Annotated in this window: 22 protein-coding genes and 1 riboswitch; of the genes, 14 read left to right on the forward strand and 8 right to left on the reverse strand. The window is 73.5% G+C overall.

Annotated elements, in window-relative coordinates:
• Nucleotides 1-318: 318 nt before the first annotated feature.
• Nucleotides 319-990 (reverse strand): FadR/GntR family transcriptional regulator, encoded by a 672-nt coding sequence (locus ACFQ3T_RS19215; protein ID WP_380724676.1) that lies wholly within the window; start codon nt 988-990, stop codon nt 319-321.
• A 161-nt stretch (nt 991-1,151) separates the two neighbouring features.
• Here ACFQ3T_RS19215 and ACFQ3T_RS19220 point away from each other — a divergent pair, with 161 nt between their 5' ends.
• Nucleotides 1,152-2,330, forward strand: coding sequence for an MFS transporter (locus ACFQ3T_RS19220; protein WP_380724677.1), 1,179 nt, complete (start codon nt 1,152-1,154; stop codon nt 2,328-2,330).
• A gap of 198 nt (nt 2,331-2,528) precedes the next feature.
• Here ACFQ3T_RS19220 and ACFQ3T_RS19225 read toward each other — a convergent pair whose 3' ends face one another.
• Nucleotides 2,529-3,902: a mycothione reductase gene (locus ACFQ3T_RS19225; RefSeq protein ID WP_380724698.1), complete on the reverse strand. Its 1,374-nt coding sequence runs from the start codon at nt 3,900-3,902 to the stop codon at nt 2,529-2,531.
• A gap of 55 nt (nt 3,903-3,957) precedes the next feature.
• Nucleotides 3,958-4,485, reverse strand: a complete 528-nt coding sequence (locus tag ACFQ3T_RS19230) for a YbhB/YbcL family Raf kinase inhibitor-like protein (protein ID WP_380724678.1) — start codon at nt 4,483-4,485, stop codon at nt 3,958-3,960.
• Nucleotides 4,486-4,629: 144 nt separating this feature from the next.
• Here ACFQ3T_RS19230 and ACFQ3T_RS19235 point away from each other — a divergent pair, with 144 nt between their 5' ends.
• The 3 genes from ACFQ3T_RS19235 to ACFQ3T_RS19245 all read left to right on the forward strand — a co-directional run bounded on the left by ACFQ3T_RS19235 (nt 4,630) and on the right by ACFQ3T_RS19245 (nt 7,825).
• Nucleotides 4,630-5,457, forward strand: coding sequence for a polysaccharide deacetylase family protein (locus ACFQ3T_RS19235; protein ID WP_380724679.1), 828 nt, complete (start codon nt 4,630-4,632; stop codon nt 5,455-5,457).
• Between the two features lie 59 nt (nt 5,458-5,516).
• Nucleotides 5,517-6,035 carry an AMIN-like domain-containing (lipo)protein gene (locus ACFQ3T_RS19240; RefSeq protein WP_380724680.1) on the forward strand — a complete coding sequence of 173 codons (519 nt, stop codon included), beginning with the start codon at nt 5,517-5,519 and terminating at the stop codon, nt 6,033-6,035.
• Nucleotides 6,036-6,151: 116 nt separating this feature from the next.
• A complete protein-coding gene (locus tag ACFQ3T_RS19245; protein ID WP_380724681.1) occupies nt 6,152-7,825 on the forward strand; it encodes a PstS family phosphate ABC transporter substrate-binding protein in 1,674 nt (557 codons plus the stop codon).
• Between the two features lie 112 nt (nt 7,826-7,937).
• Here the strand turns inward: ACFQ3T_RS19245 and lon are convergent, their stop codons facing one another.
• Nucleotides 7,938-10,304, reverse strand: coding sequence for an endopeptidase La (gene lon / locus ACFQ3T_RS19250; RefSeq protein WP_380724682.1), 2,367 nt, complete (start codon nt 10,302-10,304; stop codon nt 7,938-7,940).
• Nucleotides 10,305-10,503: 199 nt separating this feature from the next.
• Here lon and ACFQ3T_RS19255 point away from each other — a divergent pair, with 199 nt between their 5' ends.
• Together ACFQ3T_RS19255 and ACFQ3T_RS19260 are read left to right on the forward strand one after the other, a co-directional pair.
• On the forward strand, nt 10,504-11,304 hold the full coding sequence (locus ACFQ3T_RS19255; RefSeq protein WP_380724683.1) for an SAM-dependent methyltransferase: 801 nt from the start codon (nt 10,504-10,506) through the stop codon (nt 11,302-11,304).
• A gap of 47 nt (nt 11,305-11,351) precedes the next feature.
• Entirely contained in the window at nt 11,352-11,894 is a 543-nt protein-coding gene (locus tag ACFQ3T_RS19260; RefSeq protein WP_380724684.1) for a hypothetical protein, read from the forward strand.
• 10 nt (nt 11,895-11,904) lie between these two features.
• Here ACFQ3T_RS19260 and ACFQ3T_RS19265 read toward each other — a convergent pair whose 3' ends face one another.
• Nucleotides 11,905-12,453, reverse strand: a complete 549-nt coding sequence (locus ACFQ3T_RS19265; RefSeq protein ID WP_380724685.1) for a TetR/AcrR family transcriptional regulator — start codon at nt 12,451-12,453, stop codon at nt 11,905-11,907.
• Nucleotides 12,454-12,563: 110 nt separating this feature from the next.
• Between ACFQ3T_RS19265 and ACFQ3T_RS19270 the strand changes: the two genes are divergently transcribed.
• Together ACFQ3T_RS19270 and ACFQ3T_RS19275 are read left to right on the forward strand one after the other, a co-directional pair.
• Nucleotides 12,564-13,220 carry a CatB-related O-acetyltransferase gene (locus ACFQ3T_RS19270; RefSeq protein WP_380724686.1) on the forward strand — a complete coding sequence of 219 codons (657 nt, stop codon included), beginning with the start codon at nt 12,564-12,566 and terminating at the stop codon, nt 13,218-13,220.
• Nucleotides 13,221-13,245: 25 nt separating this feature from the next.
• Nucleotides 13,246-15,180, forward strand: coding sequence for a patatin-like phospholipase domain-containing protein (locus ACFQ3T_RS19275; RefSeq protein ID WP_380724687.1), 1,935 nt, complete (start codon nt 13,246-13,248; stop codon nt 15,178-15,180).
• A 12-nt stretch (nt 15,181-15,192) separates the two neighbouring features.
• Here the strand turns inward: ACFQ3T_RS19275 and ACFQ3T_RS19280 are convergent, their stop codons facing one another.
• Nucleotides 15,193-16,125 (reverse strand): alpha/beta hydrolase, encoded by a 933-nt coding sequence (locus ACFQ3T_RS19280; RefSeq protein ID WP_380724688.1) that lies wholly within the window; start codon nt 16,123-16,125, stop codon nt 15,193-15,195.
• Between the two features lie 70 nt (nt 16,126-16,195).
• Here ACFQ3T_RS19280 and ACFQ3T_RS19285 point away from each other — a divergent pair, with 70 nt between their 5' ends.
• Together ACFQ3T_RS19285 and ACFQ3T_RS19290 are read left to right on the forward strand one after the other, a co-directional pair.
• Complete coding sequence (locus ACFQ3T_RS19285) at nt 16,196-17,218, forward strand: M48 family metallopeptidase (RefSeq protein WP_380724689.1); 1,023 nt, start codon at nt 16,196-16,198, stop codon at nt 17,216-17,218.
• 74 nt (nt 17,219-17,292) lie between these two features.
• A complete protein-coding gene (locus ACFQ3T_RS19290; RefSeq protein WP_380724690.1) occupies nt 17,293-18,120 on the forward strand; it encodes a S1 family peptidase in 828 nt (275 codons plus the stop codon).
• 66 nt (nt 18,121-18,186) lie between these two features.
• Here the strand turns inward: ACFQ3T_RS19290 and ACFQ3T_RS19295 are convergent, their stop codons facing one another.
• Complete coding sequence (locus ACFQ3T_RS19295; protein WP_380724692.1) at nt 18,187-18,792, reverse strand: LysE family translocator; 606 nt, start codon at nt 18,790-18,792, stop codon at nt 18,187-18,189.
• Between the two features lie 176 nt (nt 18,793-18,968).
• Between ACFQ3T_RS19295 and ACFQ3T_RS19300 the strand changes: the two genes are divergently transcribed.
• Complete coding sequence (locus ACFQ3T_RS19300; protein WP_380724693.1) at nt 18,969-19,694, forward strand: S1 family peptidase; 726 nt, start codon at nt 18,969-18,971, stop codon at nt 19,692-19,694.
• A 20-nt stretch (nt 19,695-19,714) separates the two neighbouring features.
• Nucleotides 19,715-20,194: a GNAT family N-acetyltransferase gene (locus tag ACFQ3T_RS19305; RefSeq protein WP_380724694.1), complete on the forward strand. Its 480-nt coding sequence runs from the start codon at nt 19,715-19,717 to the stop codon at nt 20,192-20,194.
• On the opposite strand, the gene ACFQ3T_RS19310 is transcribed toward ACFQ3T_RS19305, so the two are convergent.
• Nucleotides 20,148-21,326, reverse strand: a complete 1,179-nt coding sequence (locus ACFQ3T_RS19310) for an 8-amino-7-oxononanoate synthase (protein ID WP_380724695.1) — start codon at nt 21,324-21,326, stop codon at nt 20,148-20,150. The genes ACFQ3T_RS19305 and ACFQ3T_RS19310 overlap by 47 nt on opposite strands.
• A 36-nt stretch (nt 21,327-21,362) precedes the next feature.
• Here ACFQ3T_RS19310 and ACFQ3T_RS19315 point away from each other — a divergent pair, with 36 nt between their 5' ends.
• Complete coding sequence (locus ACFQ3T_RS19315) at nt 21,363-22,577, forward strand: cytochrome P450 (RefSeq protein ID WP_380724696.1); 1,215 nt, start codon at nt 21,363-21,365, stop codon at nt 22,575-22,577.
• Between the two features lie 38 nt (nt 22,578-22,615).
• Nucleotides 22,616-22,743: riboswitch (cobalamin riboswitch) on the forward strand.
• Nucleotides 22,744-22,780: 37 nt separating this feature from the next.
• A partial coding sequence (locus ACFQ3T_RS19320) for a VWA domain-containing protein (RefSeq protein ID WP_380724697.1) occupies nt 22,781-24,493 on the forward strand: 1,713 nt, incomplete at its 3' end.

A 24,493-nucleotide genomic window follows, 5' to 3' on the forward strand; every position in this document is an offset into this window, starting at 1 on the left:
GGCCCGCCGTCACGGCCACGCTCGCCGCGTTGCGGTCCTGCTGGGAGCAGCGCGAGACGGCGTGACCGGGCCGGGTGTCGCGGTGGCCCTGACGGCCTCGCAGGCCTCCGGCGGCCTCGCCGGCGGTCGCGTCGGGTGGTTCGCGCGGTCGCCAGGTCGGGCGGTCGTCTCGCGGTCGCCTTGCGCGGCGGTCGCGTTGGGCGGTTGCCTCGCGCGGTGATTGCCTCGGGCGGTGGCGGTGGCGGTGGCGGTGGCGGTGGCGGTCGGCGGTGGCGTCGCGTGGCCGGGACGTCGGTGGTGGCGCGGTGGGTCGGTCGGTCAGTCCCCGTGGCGCTCCAGCAGCTCTTCGAGGAAGCTGCCCGCCTCGGCGGCGGCACGGGCGGAGTCCCGGTCGCGCACCGCGTCGAGCAGGCCGGTGTGCGACACCTGGTCGTCCTCGTGGTCGGTTTCCACGGCGGCCGTGATGCTCGCCCGGACGGCCTCGGTGAGGCCCTGGTACAGCTCGGCCAGCAGGGTGTTGTGGGAGCACTGGACGAGCAGCACGTGGAACGCGGTGTCGCGCTCGACCAGCCGGGTCCAGTCCTTGGCGGCGAGCGCGTCGTCCCGCTCCGCCAGCAGCGCCTCCAGCTTGCGCAGCTCCTCGTCGGTGCGGTGGGTCGCGGCGAGCCGGGCGCCCTCGACCTCCAGCGTCCGCCGCACCTGGAGCACCTCGCGCAGCTCGGTGCCGCACATGCGGCGGACCGCGCCGGACAGCTCGCTGGTCGCGCGGACGAACGTGCCGTCGCCCTGGCGCACCTCCAGCAGCCCGGCGTGGGACAGCGCGCGCACCGCCTCCCGCACGGTGTTGCGGCCCACGCCGAGGGCGCTGACCAGCTCCGGCTCCGGCGGGATGCGTCGGCCGACCGGCCACTCACCGGCGGCGATCGCGCTTCTCATCTGGTCGATCACCTGGTCGACGAGCCCGGTCCGTCGAGTAGTGGCCAACGGCACAGCATCGTCCTTTCATCCGAACATCCCATGTCTGCGATAGTAGTCGCGTGGCAATCCAGCAGACCCAGCCAGACTGGTCACCGCCGACCGCTCACCTTGCCACCGGAACCGGCGGCGAGGTGACGACCGGGGCCCATCCTGGCGGTACCGCCGCCGGTGGGGTGGGGCGGAACCGCCAAGTTGCCCTGGTCGGCAGCACCCTGTTGGCGATCGGCGTAGCGCTCGCCGCGGCGAACCTCCGCCCGGCCGTCACGAGCCTCGCGTCCGTGCTCGGCGACGTCCGGGTGTCGCTCGGCGTCTCCACCGCGTGGACGAGCCTCCTGACCGCCGTTCCCACGGTCTGCTTCGGCTTCGCCGCGTTCCTCGCGCCCTGGTTGGGCCGGCGGCTCGGCATGGCCCGCGCGGTCGGGCTGTCGTTGCTGGTGCTGACGACGGGCCTCGTGCTGCGGGTCGTGGACGGCCCGGCGGCGGTGCTCGGCGGCACGTTCATCGCGTGCGCGGGCATCGCGGTCTGCAACGTGCTCATCCCCGTGGTCGTCAAGGAGTCGTTCCCCGGCCGGGTCGGCCTGGTGACCGGTGTCTACACGGCCGCCCTCGCCGCCGGCGCGGCCCTCGGCGCGGCCTTCACCCCGGGCCTCGAATCCGCCTTCGGGTCGTGGCGGCTCGCCGTGGGCGCGTGGGCGTTCCTGTCGCTGGCCGCGCTGGTGATCTGGCTGGCGGCGGCCCGCCACGGCTCCTCCGCCCGGCCCGTCACGCGTCGGCCGGTCGTCGGCCGGTCGATGGTGCGCCGCCCGCTGGCGTGGGTGATCACCGTCTTCTTCGGCCTGCAGTCGTTGCTCGCCTACACCGTCATGGGGTGGCTGCCGCAGATCCTCGGCGACGCGGGCGTCGACCGGACCACCGCCGGGCTGCTGCTCGCCATCACGATGGTGCTCGGCGTGCCGGTGAGCCTGATCGTCCCGCCGCTGGCCGCACGGCGGCGCAGCCAGTCCGGGCTCGTGGTCGTGCTCGGCGTGCTGTCGGTGCTGGGCGTGCTGGGCCTGGCGCTCGCGCCCGCCGCCGCGCCGGGGCTGTGGGTCGTGCTGATCGGCGTCGGCATGGGCATGTTCCCGCTCGCGCTGGTGATGATCTCGCTGCGGACGTCGTCCGGCGCGGACACGGCGCGGCTGTCGGCGATGGCGCAGAGCCTCGGCTACCTGATCTCGGCGTCCGGCCCGTTCGCGTTCGGCGTGCTGCGCGGGGTGACCGGGACGTGGACCGTGTCGATGCTGGTCCTGGCGGTGTTGCTGGTCGTGCTGACCGTGCTGGGCTGGGTCGCGGGCCGGCCGCGCACGGTCTAGTCGGCGGTCGCCCGGCCGGGTTCGCGAGGTCGGGTTCCGGTGGTCGGCGGGCGGGGTCGCCGTGAAGTTCGCGTGAGGTTGGACGGGTGCGGATAACGCCGGGGCCGTCCGGTGCGATGTGTCGGTTACGGATACAAAAGACCCGGCCGCGCGAGGGGTGCGGCCGGGTCGCCCGTGTCCGGGGCGTTGCTGGGGCGGTCAGGTCAGCGGCAGGTTGAGCAGCGCGTTCTCGATCACCTCGGGCATGGCCGGGTGGATCCAGTACTGGCCCCGCGCCATCGTCCGCGCGTCCAGGCCGAAGCTCATCGCCTGGATCACGGGCTGGATCACGCTCGACGCCTGCGGCCCGATCACGTGGGCGCCCAGGATCAGCCCGGTGTCCGGGTCGGCCAGCACCTTCGCGAAGCCCGTGGTGTCCTCCATCGCCCAGCCGTACGCGATGGACGCGTAGGCCTGCGACGCCGCCACGTACCGCACGCCGCGCGCGACGGCCTGCTCCTCGGTCAACCCGACCGACGCCACCTGCGGCGACGAGAACACGGCGGCCGGCACGAACCGGTGGTCCGACGCGATCGGCTCGTCCGGGTGCAGCAGGTTGTGCTGCACGACCCGCGCCTCGTGGTTGGCCACGTGCTTGAGCTGGTACTCCGAGCTGACGTCGCCCATCGCGTAGATGCCCTCGACCGAGGTGCGCTGGTGCTCGTCCACGACGATCCGGCCGTCCGGGTGCACGTCGACACCCGTGGCGGCCAAGTCCAGCAGGTCGGAGTTCGGCGTCCGGCCGACCGCGACCAGCAGTTCCTCCGACTCCACGACCTCCGCGCCGTCCGGGCCTTCGAGGTGGAGGCGCACCACGCCGTCGACCCGCTCGGCCCGCACCGCCTTGCGGCGCAGCCGCACGTCCCACTTCTCCGACGCCACCTGCGTGAACCGGGTGGCGACCTCGCGGTCCTCGTGGCGCAGGAGCAGGTCGGACCGCGCGATCACGGTCACCGCCACCCCGAACGACGAGAACACGTGCGCGAACTCCGCCGCCACGAACCCGCTGCCCAGGATCGTGATCCGCGGGGGCAGCGCGTCGAGGCGCATGACGGTGTCGCTGGTGTGGTAGCCGGCGGACGCCAGGTCCGCGACGTCCGGCACGACCGGCCGGCTGCCCGCGGCCAGCACGAACCGGTCGGCGGTGATCACCTCGCCGGTGCCGGTGTCGAGGGTCTTCGGGCCGGTGAACCTGGCCGTGCCCGCGAACACGGTGACGTTCGCGTTCTCCTCGGCCCGCCAGCGGCGGCCGCCCTCGGAGATGGGGTCGATGCGGCCGAAGATCCGGTCGCGCACGTCCGTCCACCGCACGCCGTCGAGGTGCGCGTCGACGCCCAGCCGCGCGCCCGAGGCGGGTGCCGCGGCGACGTCGGCGGTGTGCACGAACATCTTCGTCGGGATGCACCCGACGTTCAGGCACGTGCCGCCGAACACGCCTTTCTCGACGATCGCGACCTTCCAGCCGGCGAACCTCTCGTCCGCGATGGAGTTGCCGGAACCGGAACCGATGATGACCAGGTCGAAGTGCCTCACGTCGTGCTCCAACCCGCGGTGCGGGGCACTTGTTCCCGCGACGTCGCCGGTCACGTCAGTGGGCGTAGGTCGGCACCAGGATCGCGCGCGCCAGGGTGTGGAAGGCCAGGTTGAAGCTGACCACCGCGGGCGACGCGTCGCCGTCCACGTCGAGCTTCTCGACGTCCACCGCGTGCACCACGAAGTAGTAGCGGTGCACCTGGTCGCCGGGCGGCGGCGCGGCGCCGCCGAACGCGCGCGTGCCGAAGTCGCTGCGCACGTGGAACGCGCCGTCGGGCAGCGTGTCGTCCGACGCGCCCGCGCCGGTGTCGAGGGACGTCGTGGTCACCGGGATGTTCACCGCGACCCAGTGCCAGAAGCCGGACGGCGTCGGCGCGTCCGGGTCGAAGCACGTCACCACGAAGCTCTTGGTGCCGTCCGGGAAGCCGGTCCAGCTCAGCTGCGGCGAGGTGTTGCCACCTTCGAACAGGTGTGCCTCCGACAGCGGCCGGCCGTCGGCCACGTCGGTCGAGCTGACGGTGAACGACGCCACCTCCGGCAGCAGCGCGTACGGGTCGGGTGCGACGGGTCGTTCGAGGCTCATCAGGTCCTCCACACGTGATCTTGTCGGCGCGGACGACCTTATCGCCGGCGAGGGCGGACCGCCGGGCAACCTCGGTGGTCGTCGGACGTCTCCACCCGCGGGACCGTCACCTGATCGGGTGACGGCCGGTGGAGGGGAACCCGGATGAGACGGATCGGAGTGGCGGTCGCGGCCGCCGTCATCGCGGTGGCCTGCGCGCCGGAGCCGCAGGGGCCGCGGCCACCGGGCGCGATGGCGACCACGGGCACGGCGACGTCCGCCTCGCCCACGACGTCCACGACGCCGCCGACCGCCGTGCCGGGACCGGGCGGCGTGGTCGTCCCCGTGTTCCAGCAGCCGTACCGCTTCGGGACGCCGCAGCAACACGTCCCGCCGACCACCGACGGCCTGGTGCCCGTGGTCCGGCGCATCGAGACCGACCGGCCGTACGTGTTCATCACCATCGACGACGGCGCCGTCCGCCACCCCGCCGCGCTGGAGCTGATGCGCAAGAGCGGCGTCGAGCCGACGTTGTTCCTGAACTCCAAGCACGTCGACGGCCACGCCGACTACTTCAGGTCCTTCCACGGCGCGGCGGAGGTCCACGCGCACACCGCCACCCACCCGAACCTCGACGGCACGTCGTACGACTTCCAGCGCCAGGAGATCTGCGGCAACGCCGACCTGCTGCGCGCCCAGCTCGGCGCGAAGCCGACGCTGTTCCGGCCGCCGTTCGGCAACTTCGACCGCACCACCCGCCGGGCCGCCGCGGACTGCGGGTTCACCGCCCTGGTCATGTGGACGGCGGCGGTCAACGACGGCGTGGTGCAGTTCCAGGCGGGCAACCGGCTCAACCCCGGCGACATCGTGCTCATGCACTTCCGGCACACGTTCGTGGAGGACTTCGTGGCCTTCCTGGAGCGGTGCAAGCTCGACGGCGTCACGCCCGTGGTGCTGGAGGACTTCCTCGCCGATCCGCGCGCAACCGTGTGACGTGCGACACGTCTCTAGGGGTGTGCCGGCACTGAGCCGGTCAGCCCACGGAGGGCCCCATGAACAATCGCTTCGGAAAACTCGCCCTGCTCGCTCTCGCGATGGTCGCGGTGGGGGTGGTGGTCCCGGCCGCTTCGGCGTCGACCTCGGCGTCGACCTCGGCGTTGTCGGCCGGGATGTCGATGACGCAGACGCCCGTGCTGACGGGCATCCGCTCCGGCAGACACGCCGACTTCGACCGCGTCGTGCTCGACCTCTCCGGCCACCGGCCGCAGTTCTACATCCGGTGCGTCGACCGGCTGGTCGAGGACGGCTCCGGCAACCCGGTCCCGCTGCCGGGCAGCTACTTCCTGGAGGTGCGCTCGGCCCCGGCCGCGGCGCACGACGACAACGGCAACTCCACGTACACCGGTCCCCGCAAGTTCGAGACGCCCGCGTTGGCCAACGTCCAGGCGGTGGCGATCACGGGTGACTTCGAGGCCAACCTGACCGTCGGCCTCGGGCTGCGCCGCGACTCGTGGCACCGGGTGTTCCTGCTCGACTCGCCCACCCGCGTGGTGATCGACGTGGGGCACTGAGCTCCGAGGCAGGTGTGCGGCAGGCTGCGCGCGGAATCCCTTGCCACGGCGTGAAGTCGTGGTGAACGTCCGGTGATGACCCGGTTCCCGGTCGGTCCGCCGACCGAGAATCGGGTGTGCAGGTGCTGCGGTCCGCGTTGGACTTCCTCGGTGGCCCCGGTCCGGTCGCGCTCGCGATCGCGCTGCTGTTCGCGACGCCCGTCATCGACCGGCTGTTCGTGCGCCGCAAGCGGCTCGGGTTCCGCGTGCTCTACAACTCCAAGATCGGGCTCGGCCCGGAGCAGTTGCACGACGGCACCGACCCGAACTCGCCGCAGCTGCGGGAACTGGTGCGGGTGCTGGACCGGATGAGCATCGTGGTGATCCGGGTCCGCAACACCGGCAGCTACGACATCGACGGCGAGGACTTCGACAAGCCGCTGACGTTCACCTTCGGCAAGCGGATCGTGTGGAACGCCAGGGTGTCCGAGGCCGGGTCGGAGGAGCTGAAGGCGGAGATCCGCCGGACCCTCCAGTTCTTCGGCACGGAGAGCGACACCGGGCAGGCCGGGGCGGTCGGGGCGGCCGCGACACCGGTGCGGGCGTCGTTGCCGACCGTGCGGGAGCGGATGGCTCAGCGCGTGGCCCGGTGGGGCGGGTTGGCGGTGTCCGCGGAGCCGCCCGGCGAGCCGGTGTGGCGCGGCGTGCGGCTGGAGAACCTCTCGTTGCGGCGCAAGCAGAAGTTCAAGCTGCTGGTGGTGCTGCGCGAGCCCGACAGCAACCCCGACGGCGAGCTGGGCAAGGACGTGAAGGTGGTCGGCGACCTCGGCGGCGCGGGGATCGTGCACGACGAGCGCCCCGAGCGGCTGATCACGCTGCCGAGGTTCACCGGCGGTCTGGCCGCGGTGCTCGCCGCCGTGCTGGTGCTGGTGATGGCGTGGCCGCAGAGCTCGACCGACGCGACGGTGGCGTGCGCGTCCGGCGCGTTGCGGGTGGAGGGGTCGAGCGTGTTCATGCCGACCATGGCCACCATCGCCGACCAGTACGAGCGGGTGTGCCGCGACGCCGAGATCACGACGACGGCGACCGGCAGCATCCAGGGCGTGCGCGAGGTCGCGGGCGGCGCGGACGGTGTGGTGGCGCTGTCGGACGGCAAGCAGGACGTGCCGGGCGTGTACGCGCAGCAGCTGGCGATCGTGGTGTACCACGTGGTGGTGCACGGGTCGGTGGGGATGGACACCATCACCGTGCCGCAGCTGCGCGGGATCTACGCCGGCGTCTACACGGACTGGAGCCAGCTGCGCGGCGGTGACCCGTTGCCGATCAGGGTCGTGGGCCGGGGCGGCGAGTCGGGCACGCGGGAGCTGTTCGAGCGGCGGGTGCTGGGCACGACCGAGAGCGCGTTGTCGTCCAACGACTGCCGGGTGAAGGACCGCGCGCCCGAGGCCCCCGTGATCCGCTGCGAGCGGGACGAGAACGCGGACGTGGTGCGCGAGATCGGTGCGGTGGAAGGGGCCATCGGGTACGCCGACGCGCCGTCCGTGGCGGAGGCGCGGAAGACGAACGCGCTGACCGCGTTGTCGTTGGACGGCAAGGTGTTCGACGCGGCGGCGGGGGTCGAGGCGGGCTACCCGTTTTGGACCGTCGAGTACCTGTACACGCGGTCGGAGCCGGCGGCGGGGTCGTTGGCCGGGCGGTTCGTCGCGTACGTGCGGGAACACGGTGACGCCCGGCTGCGGATGAAGGATGCCGGGTACCTGCCGTGCGTGACGGCGGACGGCGTGCCGTTGGACCTGTGCAACCTGCGTTGAGGGTGTGTGGGTGAGGGTTTGTCCAGGTGTGTGGTTGGGCCGGCCGTCGGTTGGTCGTGGGGTGAGTTCGTGGGAGCCCGGTCGACCTGTGGTCGACCGGGCTCCGTCGGGGTCAGGCGGCGGTGGCGGTGGTGGCCTGGTGGGGTTCCAGGGCCAGCGCGAGGACTTCCCGCACGTCGGCGACCAGGTGGACGGTGAGTTCGTCGAGGACGGACTGGGGGACGTCGTCGAGGTCGGGCTCGTTGCGCTGGGGCAGGAGCACGGTGGTGATGCCGGCGCGGTGGGCGGCGAGGAGCTTCTGCTTGACGCCGCCGATCGGCAGGACGCGGCCGGTCAGGGACACCTCGCCCGTCATCGCCACGTCGGCGCGGACGGGGCGGCCGGACAGGAGCGACGCCAGGGCCGTCGTCATGGTCACGCCCGCTGACGGGCCGTCCTTCGGCACCGCGCCCGCCGGCACGTGGATGTGCACGCCGCGTTCCGCGAGCACCCCGGCCCGGGTGTCGTTGGAGCGCAGGTAGGACAGGGCGATCTGGGCGGACTCCTTCATCACGTCGCCGAGCTGGCCGGTCAGGGTGAGGCCGGCCGCGCCGGTCTCCGAGGACGCGAGGGACGCCTCGACGAACAGGACGTCGCCTCCGGCGCCGGTGACGGCGAGGCCCGTCGCGACGCCCGGGACGGCGGTCCGCTCGGCCGATTCCGGGGTGTGCTTGGGCGAGCCCAGGTAGCCGCGCAGGTCGGGCACGTCGACGGTGACCGGCAGTTCGGTCTCGCCGAGCGCGACGCGTGCGGTGACCTTGCGGAGGATGCGGGCGAGCGAGCGTTCCAGTTGCCGCACACCGGCTTCGCGGGTGTACTCGCCGGCCAGCTTGCGCAGCGTCGCCTCGGTGACCGTGACGTCGTCGGGGGTGAGGCCGGCCCGTTCGACCTGCCGGGGGAGGAGGTGGTCGCGGCCGATGGTGACCTTCTCGTCCTCGGTGTAGCCGTCGAGCTGGACGAGCTCCATGCGGTCGAGGAGGGGGCCGGGGATGGACTCCAGGACGTTCGCGGTGGCCAGGAAGACCACGTCCGACAGGTCCAGCTCGACTTCCAGGTAGTGGTCGCGGAAGGTGTGGTTCTGGGCCGGGTCGAGCACTTCCAGCAGGGCCGCGGTCGGGTCGCCGCGGTAGTCCGCGCCGACCTTGTCGATCTCGTCGAGGAGGACGACCGGGTTCATCGAGCCCGCCTCCGAGATGGCGCGCACGATCCGGCCGGGCAGCGCGCCGACGTAGGTGCGCCGGTGGCCGCGGATCTCCGCCTCGTCCCGCACGCCGCCGAGGGCGACCCGGACGAACTCGCGGCCCATGGCGCGGGCGACGGACTCGCCGAGCGACGTCTTGCCGACGCCGGGCGGGCCGACGAGGGCGAGGACCGCGCCGGAACGCCGTCCGCCGACGACGCCCATGCCCCGGTCGGCACGGCGGCGGCGCACGGCCAGGTACTCGGTGATGCGTTCCTTCACGTCGTCGAGGCCGGCGTGGTCGGCGTCGAGGACGGCCCGTGCGCCCGCGATGTCGTACGAGTCCTCGGTGCGCTCGTTCCACGGCATGTCGAGGACGGTGTCGAGCCAGGTGCGGATCCAGCCGACCTCGGGGGACTGCTCGGCGGTGCGCTCCAGCTTGTCGACCTCGGCCAGGGCCGCCTCGCGCACGTGCTCGGGCAGGTCCGCGCCTTCGACGCGGGCGCGGTAGTCCTGCTCCTCGGTGGCGGGCTTGCCGTCCAGCTCGGCCAGTTCCTTGCGGATGGCGGCCAGTTGCTGGCGCAGCAGGAACTCCCGCTGCTGCTTCTCCACGCCTTCCTTGACGTCCTTGCGGATCGTCTCGGCCACGTCCAGCTCGGTCAGGTACTCGCGGCCCCACTCCAGCAGCTTCTCCAGCCGCTCGGTCACGTCGCTGGTCTCCAGCAGCCAGACCTTCTGGTCCTCGCTCAGGTACGACGCGTACCCGGCGAGGTCGGCCAGCGCGGACGGCTCGTCGACCTGCTGCACCGAGTCGACCACCTGCCACGCGCCGCGCTGCTGGAGGATCGTGGTGACCAGCGCCCGGTACTCGCGGGCCAGCTCGCGGGTGCGGTCGTCCACCGGCGGCTCGTCCGCCACGGTCGCCTCCACCCACAGCGCCGCGCCGGGCCCGGTCGTGCCGGTGCCGATGCGGACCCGCTCGGTGCCGCGCACCACGGCCGCGCGCTCGCCGCCGGACAGCCGGCCGACCTGCTCGATCAGCGCCAGCGTGCCGACCTTGGCGTACTTGCCGTCCAGCCGGGGCACCAGCAGCACCTTGGCCTGGCCGCCGGACGCCTCGCCGGCGGCCGTGGCGGCCTCGATCGCGGCACGGGCCTCGGAGGTGGCGTCCGAGCCGCTGAGCCGGATCGGCACGACCATGCCCGGCAGCACGACCACGTCGTCCAGCGGCAGCACCGGCAGCGCCAACGTCTCGCCCATGATCCCTCCAAAGTTGAGTCTGACTGGCTCAACCAAGGTGAGCCGGAGATTGTTTCCGCCTGGTGTTCGCCCTGAGCGAGCACCGCCTTTCGTGGGGATGGGCGCCTGCCGGCACCATCGCGAGCGCCCGTTCGGGGGTTGTGCCCCGTTCGCGGTGCGGGAACGATCACGCCGTCGGCTGACGAGGAGATGTGTGCGCATGGAGCAGGCGAGCTGGGTTCCGTCGTCGGTGGACCTGAGCCGGCCGAGCGCGGCCCGGATGTACGACTACTTCCTGGGCGGCTCGCACAACTTCGCGGTCGACCGCGAGGCGGCCAAGGCGGTCGAGCAGATCTTCCCCGGCATGTCCGGCGCGGCGCGGGCCAACCGCTCGTTCCTCCGGCGCGCGGTGCGGTACCTGCTGTCGCAGGGCATCGACCAGTTCCTCGACCTGGGCTCGGGCATCCCGACCGTCGGCAACGTGCACGAGATCGCCCAGCAGACCAACCCGGCGGCCCGCGTGGTGTACGCCGACATCGAACCCGTCGCCGTCGCCCACAGCACCGCCCTGCTCGCGGACAACCCCGGCGCCACGGCGATCCAGGCGGACCTGCGCGACCCGGACTCGGTGCTGGGCGCCGACGAGGTCCGCGAGGTGCTCGACTTCGACCGGCCCATCGGCCTGCTGATGGCCGCCGTGCTGCACTTCGTCCCGGACGAGGACGAGCCGCACCGGGCGATCGCCCGCTACCGCGAGGCGTTGGCGCCGGGCAGCCACGTGGCGATCTCCCACGCGAGCTGGGACGGCGTGTCGCAGGAGGGGCAGGAGAGCGGCGAGCGGGTCAACGCGATCTACCGCCGCACCGACAGCCCGCTGGTGCTGCGGACGGGCGCGGAGGTCGCCTCGTTCTTCACCGGGCTGGACGTCGTGGAGCCGGGTGTCGTGCCGCTGTCGGAGTGGCGGCCGGACTCGGACGACGCGTACATCAGCGCCTACGCGGGCGTGGGCCGGAAGGCGTAGGCGCCGGTCAGCGGAGGTGCTCGACCGCCGGCCTGGCCGCCGTCCCGATGACGGCGTCCGCCGCCGGCAGGGTGAACGCGGGCGTGATCGTCGCGTCCGGCGGGGAGCACCTCGACTTCCACGGCTTCACCGTGCGGGTGTTCCGCAGCCTGCACAGCCAGTTCGGCTCGTACGGCTACTTCGCGCCCGGCACCCTGACCGCGCCGCCGCCGCGCCCGGAGACCATCAGCGACCTCGTGGAAGGCGGCTCGCTGGCGTACCTGATCACCGTGGGCGGCTTCTCGGTGCTGTTCCTGTCGGGCACGGCGAACTACGTGGAGCGCGAGGTCGCAGGGCTGCGGCCGGACGTCCTGGTGCTCGGCATGAGCGGCCACGCGAACGTCCACGACTACACCGCGCGGGCGCTGCGGGCGACCCGCCCCAGGCTGCTCGTGCCGAGTCACCACGACGACATGGTGACGCACTGGACGACCCGGCCCTGCCGCCGCGCGGCAACCCCGCGGCCGCCGCCGAGCTGTCCGACACGGCGGCGGATCGGCCTGGCCGCCCGCGTCCTCGACCCGGAGGTCCTGCGCTGGTACGACCTGTAGCCGTGCCGGCTCAGAGGAGGCCGGTGCGGGCGGCGGCGAGCGCGGCCCTGGCCGCGCGCTCGGCGGTGGCGCGGTCGACGGGTTCGCCGGAGATGAAGACCCGGTGGTACAGCGGGGCGCAGGTCTGGCGGATCACCTCGACCGGGTCAGCCGGCGGTGGCAGCTCGCCGCGGTGGACGGCCCGCGTCACGACCCGCGCCGCGGCCTCCTGCCGTGCCGCGTAGAAGCGCCGCTTCGCTTGCAGGGCGCGGTCGGACTGCAGCGCGGCGGCGACGACCGCCACCGGCACGGAGCTGTGGTCGGGGTCGGTGAAGGTGTCGGCGACCTCCGTGGCGATGGCGATCAGGTCGCCCTCGATCGTGCCGGTGTCGGGCACCGGCCACGTGGTCTCCGCGGTGTGGTCCAGGGCGTCGGCGATCAGCACGTCAACCGTGCCCCAGCGGCGGTACACGGTCGTCTTGTGCACGCCCGCGCGGTCGGCGACGTTCTCGACGGTCAGGCCGGCGTAGCCGTGCTCGACCAGTTCCGCGTGCACGGCCGCGACGACGGCTTCGCGCACGCGGGCGGAGCGACCACCGGGTCTCGACGTCACAGTGCGACTCCAGTTGCGTTAAGGGGCATCGGCCTGCCACTCTAACGCAACGTGAGTTGCGTTAGGAGTCTGATCCCTTGATCCCCGACCCGACGATCCCCGACCCGGCCGCCCTCCACCCGCTGCCGCACGCCGACCGCGTCGTCCAGCTCAAGCCGTTGGTGACGTCGCCGACGATCGAGGTCGGCGAGTACACCTACTACGACGACCCCGAGCACGCGCTGGAGTTCGAGACGCGCAACGTGCTCTACGGGTACGGCGCCGAGAAGCTCGTCATCGGCAGGTTCTGCGCGCTGGCGACCGGGACCACGTTCATCATGGCCGGCGCGAACCACCTCACCACCGGCGTGTCGACGTTCCCGTTCACCATCTTCGGCGGCACGTGGGCCGAGCGGACGCTGGACCTCATCACCGGCATGGAGACGCGCGGCGACACCGTCGTCGGCAACGACGTGTGGTTCGGCTACCGCGCCCTCGTCATGCCCGGCGTCACGATCGGCGACGGCGCGATCATCGCCACCGGCGCGGTGGTGACGTCCGACGTGCCGCCGTACGCGGTGGTCGGCGGCAACCCGGCCCGTCCCGTGAAGCGGCGGTTCGCCGACGAGGACGTCGCACGCCTGCTGCGCGCGAGGTGGTGGGACTGGCCGGTCGACCTCCTCACCGAGCACGTCCGCACGATCATGTCCGGCACGCCGGCCGAGATCGAGGACATCGCCCGATCGCACCTCTAGCCGCGCGCGCCGCCACCGGGAGATCATGGACGCCGGGAGGTTCGCCATGGCCGAGGACTTCGACCGGTACTGCGACCTGACCATGCGGGGCGGGACGGCGAGCGGCGTCGTGTACCCGTGGGCCGTGGTGGAGTTGGCCGAGCACTACCGCTTCCGCTCGCTGGGCGGCGCGTCGGCGGGCGCGATCGGCGCCGCGTTCACCGCCGCCGCCGAGAAGGGCCGCGACGACGGCGGGTTCCAAAAGCTCAAGGAGGTCATCGACTGGTTCGCCGCGCCGGGCTGGCGGATGGCGCAGCTGTTCCAGCCGAGCGAGCACACCCGGAAGCTGTTCCGGATCGTCGCGGCGTCCATGCAGCGCCGCGACACGACGGGCCGCAGCGCGCTGACGTGCCTGCTGCTCGCCCTCCTCGGCGCGATCGGGTGGCGGGCGCGGTCGTTCCTCGGCCTGGCGCTGGCGCTGTGGCTCGTCGGCCCGACGCTGTGGTTCCACGCGGTCGGGTGGGGCGCGACGCCCACGTGGCTGCTGATCGGGCTCGCGGTGGTGGTGCTGGTCGGCGTGCCGGCGATCGTGCTGCGGGTCCTGCCGACCGGCCGTGACGCGTGGCTGCGCCGGGTCGGCACGGCGCTGCTGCTCGTCGTGCCGCTGGCTCCGGTGGCTGCGAGCACCCGGTGGACGCCCCAGAGCGTCGCGAGCGCCGCCACGGCCGCGGTGTGGTGGCTGGTGCTCGGGTTCGCGTTCGTCAGCGCGGTCGCGCTCACGTACGGCCTGGGCGCCAAGCGTTTCCTCGACCGGATGGCCACCACCATCCACTTCGGACTCGTGCCCGGCACCGGTCACTTCCGGTCGAACTTCTGGGACCGCCGCTGCGGTGTGCCCGCCTCCACCGGCGTGCCGCCGTTGGCCGACTGGATCGCGGACCGGCTGGACGACCTGTCCGGCGTCACCGACCTCACGTTCGGCGACCTGACCACGAACCTGGTCCTGATGACCACGGACCTGTCCGAGGGACGCCCCTACCGGCTGCCGTTCACCGAACCGCGCGACGCGTGGCTGTTCTGCCGCGAGTGCCTGAACACCGTGCTGCCGCGGCGGACCGTCGACCGGCTCGGCTCCGACGCCACCGGCCACCGCTGCCCGCTGCACCCCGCCGACACCCTCCACGCGCTGCCCGACGACCTGCCCGTGGCGCTGGCCGTGCGGATGAGCATGCCGCTGCCGGGCCTGATCGCCGCGGTGCCGCTGGTGCGCGCCGAACCCGAGCCGCGGGTGCACTGGTTCTCCGACGGCGGCATCACCAGCAACTTCCCGATCCACTTCTTCGACCACCCGCTGCCGCGCTGGCCGACGTTCGGGCTGACCCTCCAGCCCTACCCGCCGGGAGACGACCGGGACGTCTGGCTGCCCGAGCAGGACGCGTCCACCAGCGGCGCGCCGTGGCGGGGCATCGGGCTCGTGGGCCAGTTCGCGTGGGCGATCCTCAACACCATGCTCGACTGGCGCGACACCATGCAGTCCGCGCTGCCGGGCTACCGGGGCCGCATCGCGCACGTCCGCGTCGGCGCGCTGGAAGGCGGCACGAACCTGTTCATGCGCCCGGAGACGATCCTGGCGCTGGCCGGGCGCGGCGCGCAGGCCGGGCGGTTGCTGCGCACCCGGTTCACCGAGGACGACGCCGCCAAGACCGACCGCTACCGCTGGATCCGGATGCGGCTGGCGATGCGCGAGTTCCGACAGCTCGCCGGGCAGTCGACGGAACGCGCCGACCTCTACCGCGACCTGGCCGCCCGCTACCGGATACCGGAGGACCTGCACGACTGGTTCGCCACACCGCCCACGGGCTCCGACCCGCACGCCCGCGAGATCGGCCTCACCCTGGACGCCCTCGCCGCCGTGCCCGACGACCCGCTGGACGGCGAGCCGCCGGTGGACCCGGACCTCCGCCTCACCCCGCCCGAGTGACGGCGCGGTCCGTCAGACCTGGTCCAGGAACTCGTCGATCTCCGCCAACGCCCGCCGCCGCACCGACTCCGCCGACAGGAACAGGTCGTGCATCCCGCCGTCGACGGGCACGATCGTCACCCGGCGGCCGATCTTCGGCCCCCACCGGACCATGTGCCGGACGTCCAGCACGGTGTCCGCCGTCATCGCCTCGGGCGTCCACGTCCTCGCGCGCAGGTGGCTGCGCTCCGACCGCAGCAGCAGCACGGGCACGCGCACGTCCAGCCCGCGGTGCAGCTTGGCGTGGCCGCGGCGGATCGCGCGCAGCCACCCGGCGTGCACCGGGAACGCGTCGATCGGCTTCCACGCCGTGTCGAAGTCCCACTCGCCGTGGTGGTCGCGGTGGATGCTCTCGCCGTACACGGGGGCGAGGCCGGGCTTCACCACGAGCTTCGGCGCGAACCGGCCCACGCCCCGCACCAGCGCCGACCCCACGGTCCGCAGCAGCCACGGCTCGGCCAGGTCCAGCCACGGGCTGTTGAGCACCAACGCGTCCAGCACGTCGTCCGCACGCCGCTCGTGCGCCCACAGGCTGGTGATCAGACCACCGGTCGAGTGACCCATCAGCACGAGGTGCCGGTGGCCGTCCTCCTCGCGGATCACCCGCACCGCGGCGTCGATCTCCTCGAAGTGCTCCGCCAGGTCGGTCACGTAGTTCGCGACCTGCCCCGGCTTCAGCGACCGCCCGTACGCGCGCAGGTCCACGGCGTAGAAGTCGAACCCGCGCGCGGTGAAGTGCTCGGCGACGTGCCGCTGGAAGAAGTAGTCCGCGAAGCCGTGGACGTAGAGCACGGCGCCGCGGGTCGCGGGCCGCGCGCGCCGGCGGACGAGGGTGGCGGTCGTGTCGCCGCCGCCCAGCGGCAGCGCGCGGGTTTCGTAGTCGGTGCCGAGCACGTCTGCGTTCACGGGGTCAGTGTGCACGCCGATTCGCCCGTTCGGGGATGGGCGGGTGTCGGGTCGTGGCACTGTGGGTGACATGAGCAGCGAGGAGATCGAACGGTCGACGGCACGCGTGCGCTTCCCCGGCATCAGCCCGCGGGCGTACGAGCACCCGGTCGACCGGGGGGCGTTGGCGGTCCTGCGCGCCGTGCCGGGCATCGGCCCGGTGCTGCAGGCGGTGGCGGGGGCGTTCACCGAGCGCGGTGAGCGGCTGGGGTACCTGGCGTCGAGCATCCGGGTGAGCCCGAAGCAGTACCCGGAGCTGGACCGGCTCCGGCTGGAGGTGGCGGCGACGCTGGACGTCGACCCGGTGCCGGAGTTGTTCGTGCAGCGCGACCCGGTGCCGAACGCCATGACGCTGGGCATCGACAAGCCGTTCATCGTGCTGACCACGGGTCTGGTGGACCTGCTGGACGCGGAGGGCCTGCGGTTCGCCATCGGCCACGAGATGGGCCACGTCCTGTCCGGCCACGCGCTGTACCAGACGATCCTGCGCCGGCTCATGCAGCTGCAGTACGGCCTGGGCTGGATGCCCGCCGGCTACTGGGCGATCCGCGCGGTGATCGCGGCGCTGTGCGAGTGGTACCGCAAGACCGAGCTGACGTGCGACCGCGCGGGCCTGCTGTGCGTGCAGGACCCGTCCGCCGCGCTGCGCGTGCACGTGGCGATGGCGGGCGGCATGGACCTCACCCAGGTCGACACGGCCGAGTTCCTCAAGCAGGCCAAGGAGTACGAGCAGGTCGAGGACGTGCGGGACAGCGTGCTCAAGCTGATCCGGACGTGGCCGCTGACGCACCCGCTGGCCGTGGTGCGGGCGGCGGAGCTGCAGAAGTGGGCGGCGAGCGAGGAGTACCGCGCCATCCTGACGGGTGAATATCCGAAGCGCGAGGACGACCGCCCGACCAGCTCGTTCAGCGAGGACATCAGGTCGGCGGCGCGGTCCTACAAGGAGTCCGCGGCCCAGTCCGAGGACCCGCTCATGAAGGTGTTCAACGAGTTCGGCGACGTCCTGTCGGGCGCGGCGGGCAAGGTGCGGAGCAAGTTCACCGGGGCGGGCTAGGCCGCCGTTTGGCCCAGCGGATTCGGCTGATCTGGCTAACCTCCTTCTGACGCCTTTGATCAGGAGGAGGGGCGATGCGGCTTGCCGCGTTGTTGATGACGTTGTTGACGGCCCTCGCGGGCACCGCCGCGGCGGACGACCGCGGGCACGGCGACCCGGTGGACGGCCGGGCGGGCGATCGCGCGGACAGCCGCGTCGCCGACGGCCGGGTGGTCGACGGCCGCGTGGTGGGCGGCGAGCGGGTGCCCATCGCGGCGCACCCCTGGGTGGTCTACCTGACCGACGCCGGCGGGTTCCAGTTCTGCGGCGGCACGCTGGTCGCGCCGACCAAGGTGGTCACCGCCGCGCACTGCGTCAACGGCCGCACGCCCCGCAACACCCGGGTTGTGGCGGGCCGCGAGGACAAGCGGAGCGGCGACGGCGTGGTGGCGCGGCTGTCCCGCATCTGGGTGCACCCGGACTACGTGACCGCGGACCAGGGCGACGACATCGCGGTGCTGACGTTGCGGACGCCGGTGGACTACACGCCGCTGCCGCTCGCCGGGCCGTCCGACGAGGCGCTGTACCAGCCGGGCACGAACGGCTGGGTGCTCGGCTGGGGTCGCACGAGCGAGCAGGGTCCGTCGTCGCGGTACCTGCTGCGCGCGACCGTCCCGGTGATGGCGGACCAGGACTGCCGCGCCGCCTACCTCCAGTTCGACCCGGCGGAGATGACGTGCGCGGGCTACCCCGAGGGCGGCGTGGACACGTGCCAGGGCGACTCGGGCGGCCCGTTCGTGGCCGGCGGGAAGCTCATCGGTGTCACCTCGTGGGGCGAGGGTTGCGCGCGGCCGGGCAAACCGGGCATCTACACCGAGGTCAAGGCCTACTCGGCGGAGCTGCAGGAGCAGCTGGCCGGCTGATCGGGCGGCGTGCGGACCCTCGGGTCGCGGGGGTCCCCACGCCGGTCTCGGACGTGTCGGCCGGCTCTAGAGCACGAGCCCGATCGACATCGTGAGGAACACCGCCGCGCACACCGCGTCCAGCGCCGTGGTGACGCCGGGGCGGCGCAGCGAGCCGGCGACGCGGGCCGCGGCGACGACGATCGTCAGCTCCCACAGCGCGGCCAGCCCGAGGAACACGGCGGCGAGCATCCCGAGCTGCGCGGCCGGGTCGCCCGTGCCGATGAACTGCGGCAGGAACGCCAGCGAGAACAGCAGCATCTTCGGGTTGGTGATGTTGGTCAGGAACCCCTGCCGGAACGGGCGGCTCGCGGCGACGGCGACCTCGCCGGCCGACCGCCGGAGCAGGCCGCGCGTGATCGTCACGGCCAGGTAGAGCAGGTACGCCGCGCCGATCCAGCGCAGCCCGGTGAGCACGGCGGGGTAGCGGGCGATCACCACGCCCAGGCCCGAGATCACCAGCGCGACCTGGGCGAAGGCCGCGGTGTGGATGCCGGCCAGCGCGAGCAGCCCGGCGCGGGTGCCGGACCGCATCGAGGTGCGCAGCAGCAGGAAGGCGTCCACGCCCGGGGTCAGCACGACCACGGCGCACGCGATCAGGAACGCCGGGAGCTGGGTGAAGTCCAGGTGCATGGAAACCTCCCTCGTGATCCGGACAGACCGTCGTGATCTGTCTCACTCGCCGTCAAATCTTCGGCGCTCAGGCATCCTAACAACAGATTTTCCGGTTTCCATGCCCCGGCGACGCTCGATGCGACCCTCCGCTACGGTCGGTGGTCGATCACCCACATGCCGTAGAGAGGTGCTCCATGCGCATCAGCGCGCCGGTCTTCGCCGTTCTCGTGCTGGTCCTGTCCGCGCTGCCCGCGGACGCGGTGGTGGGCGGCCGGGCGGCGCCCGTGACGCCGTGGGCGGTGGCCCTGTTCGACGCGGCCGGCAACTTCTTCTGCGGCGGCGCCCTGATCGGCCCGGACAAGGTCGTGACCGCCGCCCACTGCACGGTGGAGCGCACCGCGCTCGGCGACCGCGACCGCCTCCCGGCGGACCTCACCGTCGTGGCGGGCCGGGCGGACCTCGACGCGAAGGACGGTCGGACGGCGAAGGTCGCGGGCATCTGGCGGCACCCCGCGTTCACCGACGTCGCCGCCGGCGACGACGTGGCCACTCTCACCCTCGCCGCCGCGCTGCCGTACCGCCCGGTCCGGGTCGCGGAGGCCGTGCCGGGGCGCACGGCCACCGTGTACGGCTGGGGCCGCACGGGCGAGCTGCGCGCGCCGAGCCGGACGCTGCGCCAGGTCGACGTGCCGATCCGGTCGGACGCCGAGTGCGCCGCCCGCGTCCCCGACTACCGGCCGGACGGGATGCTGTGCGCGGGCTTCCCGGAGGGCGGCAGGGACGCGTGCGAGGGCGACTCCGGCGGCCCGCTCACCGTGGCGGGCGAGCTGGTCGGCGTCGTCTCCTACGGCCGCGGCTGCGCCCGCCCCGACCAGCCGGGCGTCTACACGCGGCTGAGCCGGTACCAGGACCGAATCTGAGACTGTGGTACCACAGTCGGGTGCGCTCTCACCCGTTCCCGGCGACGTTGCGCCGGCAGTGGTCGGCCGACCTGACCCCCGCCCAGCTCTACGCCGTGCTCAGGCTGCGGGGCGACGTGTTCGTGGTGGAGCAGAACTGCGTGTACCGCGACGCCGACGGCCGTGACCTGGAGCCGGGCACCCGGCACTTCTGGCTGGAGGCCGAGGGCTCGTCGCCGGACCAGGCCGCCGGCCCCGTCCCCCTGGCCTACCTGCGGTTGCTGGAGGAACCGGACGGCACGTTCCGCATCGGCCGGGTCTGCACGGCCCGCGCCGCCCGCGGCCGTGGCTACAGCCGGCGGCTGGTGGAGGCGGCGCTGGCCGAGGTCGGGCAGACGCCGTGCGTCCTCGACGCCCAGACCTACGTGGCGGACTTCTACGCGTCGTTCGGGTTCGAGCCCGAGGGCGCGGAGTTCATGGACGACGGGATACCGCACCTGCGGATGCGCCGGTCTCCGTGATCACCCGCACGGCCCGCTCGACGTCCGCCTCGGTCAGGTCGGCGCGGGCGGTGAGGCGCAGCCGGGAGATCCGGTCCGGCACCGACGGCGGCCGGAAGCAGCCGACGACGACGCCCCGCGCGCGGCAGGCCTCCGCCCACTCGAACGCGGACTCCGGCGACGGCGCCTGCACGGACACCACGGCCGCGGTCGGCGTGCTGACCCGCAGCCCGTTCTCCTTCAGCCGGAACGCCAGGTCCTGCGCCACGTCCAACGCCCGGCCGGGCCGCTCCGGCTCCTCCCGCAGCACCTTCAACGCGGCCAGCGACGCCGCCGCGCTCGCCGGCGAGAGACCGGTGTCGAAGATGAACGTGCGGGCCGTGTCGACCAGGTGCTTGATCACCCGGCTCGGCCCGAGGACCGCGCCGCCCTGCGCGCCCAGCGACTTCGACAGCGTCACGGTCGTCACCACGTCGGGCGCCTTCGCCAGGCCCGCCGCGTGCACCGCGCCCCGTCCGCCGTCGCCGACGACGCCGAGGCCGTGCGCGTCGTCCACGACCAGCGCGGCGTCGTGCTCGCGGCACGCGGCGGCCAGCGCGGCGAGCGGCGCGAGGTCGCCGTCCACGGAGAACACCGAGTCGGTCACCACGATCGCCCGCCGCTTCCCGCGCGTGGCCAGGGCGTGCGTCACCTGCTCGACGTCGCAGTGCCCGGCGACCACCACGTCCGCCTTGGACAGGCGGGTGCCGTCGATCAGCGACGCGTGGATGTGCTGGTCGGCGACGATCGCCGTGCCGGGGCCGGTGAGGGCGGTCAGCGCGCCCAGGTTCGCCGCGTAGCCCGACGAGAACACCAGCGCCGACTGCGCGCCGCAGAAGTTGGCCAGCTCGTACTCCAGCTCGGTGTGCAGCTCGGTGGAGCCGGTGACCAGCCGCGACCCGGTCGACCCCGCGCCCCAGCGCAGCGCGGCCGCGGCGGCGGCGCCCGTCACCCGCTTGTCGCGGGCCAGGCCGAGGTAGTCGTTCGACGCCAGGTCGAGGTCCGTCGAGTCGGCCGGCCGGGGCCGGACCCGGCGGGCCAGCCCGGCTTTCGCGCGGGCTTCGGCTCGCGTGTCGATCCAGTCGAACACCGACTCACCTGTGCGCACACTCACGGCGGGAGTGTCGCATCCGGCGGCTACCGTGCCGGCGTGGACCTCTTCCAGCCGGAGCCTGCCGACCTGCGGTCGTTGCGCGAGAACGCGCCGGTCCACCGGGACGAGCGGACCGGGTTGTGGCTGGTCAGCCGCTACGACGACGTGCGCGCCGTGCTGGCGGACGCGCGCCGGTTCCACCCGGACAACGCGCTGGACGCGGTGGTGCCGATCCCGCGCCCGGTGCTGCGGGTGCTGGCGCGCGCCGGGTTCTCGCTGCCGCCGACGCTGGCCAACAACGGCACCGGCACGCACGCCGACCTGCGGCGACTCGTGGCCCGGTTCCTCACCCCGGCGCGGGTCGCGGCGCTGGGGCCGCGGATCGCGGAGCTGGCCGCCGAACGGCTGGACCGGCTGAGCGGGCGCGTCGACCTGCACCCGGCGCTGGCCCGCGACCTGCCCGCGATCGTGCTGCTGGAGGTCCTGGGCATCCGGGACGTCGACGTGGACGCGCTCAAGGCGTGGAGCACGGCGTCGTTGGAGCTGTTCTGGGGCGACGTGACGGTGGAGCGGCAGCACGAGCTGGCCCGGCCCGCCGCCGCGTTCCACCAGTGGCTCACGGCCCGGATCAAGGCCGCGCGGGGCGACGACGACCTGTTCGGCGCGCTGCGGTCGGCCGAAGTCCCGATCCGCGACGCGGCCGGCCTCTGCTACTTCCTGCTGATCGCGGGCCAGGAGACGACGACGCAGCTGCTGTGCGCGGTGTTCCACGCGGTGCTGCGGCACGACGTCGACCGGCCCGGCGACCGCCTGTGGTCCCGGCTGGACGAGCCGGGCGTGGCCGCCGCGTGCGTGGAGGAGGTGCTGAGGCGTGATCCGCCGGTGAGCACGTGGCGGCGGGTCGCGGCCGAACCGGTCACCCTCTCCGGCGTGGACGTCCCGGCGGGCGCGCCGCTGCTGCTGATGCTCGCGGGCAGCGGCTCCGACCCGGCGGTCTTCGACGACCCCGAGCGGTTCTGCCCGGCCCGCCCCCGCAACCGCAGGCACCTGGCGTTCGGCCACGGCCGGCACTTCTGCCTCGGCGCGGGACTGGCCCGGCTGGAGGCGCAGGTCGTGCTGCGGGAGACCGCGCGGCGGTTCCCGGAGCTGCGCCTGGCCTCCGCCGAGCCGCCGCCGATGCTGGGCCTGCTGTCGTTCCGCGCGCCGCTGAGCGTCGAGGTCGACCTCGTCCCGGCGCCGGGGCCGGAGCCCGTCCGACTCGCGCGGGTGTGATCGTCCTCGCCCGCCGGGGACTTGGAGCACGCCTGCGGAAGTGCGACGATGCCCAGGCTCTAGAGGGGGTGCGCGAGGAAGCCGGTGCGAATCCGGCACGGTCCCGCCACTGTGACCGGGCCTTGGGATCCGGGAGTCAGGAACTCGGCCCCCGACTCGTAGACCGGACACGGGCGTGGACACCCGAGGAAGGACACCGCCGCATGGGCGCGCGTTTCCCCTTTTCCGCAGTCGTCGGCCACGACGACCTCCGCACGGCTCTGCTGCTCAACGCCGTGCACCCCGGTATCGGCGGGGTGCTCGTCCGAGGTGAGAAGGGGACCGCCAAGTCGACCGTGGTGCGGGCGCTCGCCGCGCTGCTCCCCGCGCTGGACGTGGTGCCGGGCTGCCGCTTCGGGTGCGACCCGGCCGCGCCCGCCGACTGCCCCGACGGCCCGCACGGCCACGGCTCGGAACGGCGTCCCGCCCGGCTGGTGGAGCTGCCGGTCGGCGCGACCGAGGACCGGCTGATCGGCTCGCTCGACCTGGAACGCGCGCTCACCGAGGGCGTCCGCGCCTACCAGCCGGGTCTGCTGGCCGCCGCGCACCGGGGCGTGCTGTACGTGGACGAGGTGAACCTGCTGCACGACCACCTCGTGGACCTGCTGCTCGACGCCGCCGCCATGGGCCGCGCGCACGTCGAGCGCGAAGGCGTCTCCGTGTCGCACGCCGCGTCGTTCCTCCTGGTGGGCACCATGAACCCGGAGGAGGGGGAGCTGCGGCCGCAGCTGCTCGACCGGTTCGGCCTCACGGTCGCCGTCCGCGCGTCGCGTGACGTGACGACCCGCGCCGAGGTGGTGCGGCGGCGGCTCGCCTACGAGGCCGACCCGGAGGGGTTCGCGGCCCGCTGGGCCGACGCGGACGCGGAGCTGGCGCGGCGGATCGTCGCCGCCCGCGACCACCTGAAGGACGTCGTCCTGCCCGACGCCGAGCTGCGCCGGATCGCCGGCATCTGCGCCGCGTTCGAGGTGGACGGCATGCGCGCCGACCTGGTGGTGGCCCGCACCGCCACCGCGCACGCCGCCTGGCGCGGCGCCACCGAGGTGGCCGAGGAGGACGTGGAGGCGGCCGTGCGGCTGGCGCTGCCGCACCGCAAGCGGCGCGACCCGTTCGACGAGCCGGGGCTGGAGGAGGACCAGCTCAACGACGCCCTCCAGCAGGGCGCGGAAGCCGCCCGGGAGCCCGAGGACGGCCCGGAGGACCCGGACGGCCCCGGCGGCCCGGACGGTCCCGGCGGCCCGGAGGGTCCGGAAGGCCCCGACGGTCCCGACGACGGTGGCGGCTCCCCGCCACCCCGAGCCCCGGACGAGTCCACTTCGGACGGCAAGGGCTCCGCCGAGCGGTCCCACGCGCCCGCGCCCGCGTTCCGCGCCCGGCTGCTGCAGGTGCCGGGCGTCGGCGAAGGCGCGCCCGGACGGCGTTCCCGCGCCAAGGCCCGCACCGGCCGCGTGGTCCGATCGTCCACTGTGGACGGTTCGGGGCTGCACCTGCTCGGCACCGTCGGCGCGGCGGCGCCCCACCAGGCCGCCCGCGGTCGCCGCGGGCCGGGACTGGAGCTGCGCGGCGCGGACCTGCGGCTGTCGGTCCGCGAGGGCAAGGAGGGCAACCTCGTGCTGTTCGTCGTCGACGCCTCCGGTTCCATGGCCGCCCGCAAGCGCATGTCGGCCGTCAGCGGCGCCGTGATCTCCCTGCTGCGCGACGCCTACCAGCGGCGCGACAAGGTCGGCGTGGTCACGTTCCGGGGCCGCGAGGCGCAGGTGGCGCTGCCCCCGACGAACTCGGTCGACGCCGCCGCCGCCAGGCTCCGCGACCTGCGCACCGGCGGCCGCACCCCGCTGGCCGCCGGCCGCCTCCGCGCCCGCCTCGTGCTGGAGGCC

The sequence above is a fragment of the Saccharothrix hoggarensis genome (assembly GCF_042678885.1).
Classification (GTDB): Bacteria; Actinomycetota; Actinomycetes; order Mycobacteriales; family Pseudonocardiaceae; genus Actinosynnema; species Actinosynnema hoggarensis.

What these genes read in the sequence shown, in the direction of transcription:
- ACFQ3T_RS19230 (WP_380724678.1), bottom strand. Translation starts at nt 4,485, where the DNA reads ATGAGCCTCGAACGACCCGTCGCACCCGACCCGTACGCGCTGCTGCCG.
- ACFQ3T_RS19235 (WP_380724679.1), top strand. Translation starts at nt 4,630, where the DNA reads ATGAGACGGATCGGAGTGGCGGTCGCGGCCGCCGTCATCGCGGTGGCC.
- ACFQ3T_RS19240 (WP_380724680.1), top strand. Translation starts at nt 5,517, where the DNA reads ATGAACAATCGCTTCGGAAAACTCGCCCTGCTCGCTCTCGCGATGGTC.
- lon (WP_380724682.1), bottom strand. Translation starts at nt 10,304, where the DNA reads ATGGGCGAGACGTTGGCGCTGCCGGTGCTGCCGCTGGACGACGTGGTC.
- ACFQ3T_RS19255 (WP_380724683.1), top strand. Translation starts at nt 10,504, where the DNA reads ATGGAGCAGGCGAGCTGGGTTCCGTCGTCGGTGGACCTGAGCCGGCCG.
- ACFQ3T_RS19260 (WP_380724684.1), top strand. Translation starts at nt 11,352, where the DNA reads ATGACGGCGTCCGCCGCCGGCAGGGTGAACGCGGGCGTGATCGTCGCG.
- ACFQ3T_RS19275 (WP_380724687.1), top strand. Translation starts at nt 13,246, where the DNA reads ATGGACGCCGGGAGGTTCGCCATGGCCGAGGACTTCGACCGGTACTGC.
- ACFQ3T_RS19285 (WP_380724689.1), top strand. Translation starts at nt 16,196, where the DNA reads ATGAGCAGCGAGGAGATCGAACGGTCGACGGCACGCGTGCGCTTCCCC.
- ACFQ3T_RS19290 (WP_380724690.1), top strand. Translation starts at nt 17,293, where the DNA reads ATGCGGCTTGCCGCGTTGTTGATGACGTTGTTGACGGCCCTCGCGGGC.
- ACFQ3T_RS19295 (WP_380724692.1), bottom strand. Translation starts at nt 18,792, where the DNA reads ATGCACCTGGACTTCACCCAGCTCCCGGCGTTCCTGATCGCGTGCGCC.
- ACFQ3T_RS19300 (WP_380724693.1), top strand. Translation starts at nt 18,969, where the DNA reads ATGCGCATCAGCGCGCCGGTCTTCGCCGTTCTCGTGCTGGTCCTGTCC.